Origin of the sequence: Burkholderia sp. Se-20373, assembly GCF_017104705.1 — a bacterium.
Taxonomy (GTDB): Bacteria; Pseudomonadota; Gammaproteobacteria; order Burkholderiales; family Burkholderiaceae; genus Burkholderia.
Map to the genome: position 1 here is coordinate 1 of NZ_JAAGPH010000169.1, position 233 is coordinate 233.

The following is a 233-nucleotide window of genomic DNA, read 5'->3' on the forward strand; positions in this document are numbered from 1 at the left end:
TGTCTTCCACTCAGATTCCTAGTAGTAGTCTTACTCAGCGCTCATGTACAACATAGTATACATACTCTGCAGCACACCCTGTACGTACACATCGTGTTTGCATAGCACGTTGCACTTCATCATTCTTGTAAGTGCTTTCATTCCATGGATCACTTTCATGCTCTTCTTCTACATGCTTGTTATTATTATTTATGTTCATGTTTCCTTCTTGTAATTTTTTTTTTTTTTTTTTT

General features: G+C 35.6%; 1 protein-coding gene. It reads right to left on the reverse strand.

What is annotated here, in order from left to right:
- Positions 1–34: 34 nt before the first annotated feature.
- On the reverse strand, positions 35–233 hold a 199-nt coding region (locus G3N96_RS33370; RefSeq protein WP_206139855.1), incomplete at its 5' end, for a hypothetical protein.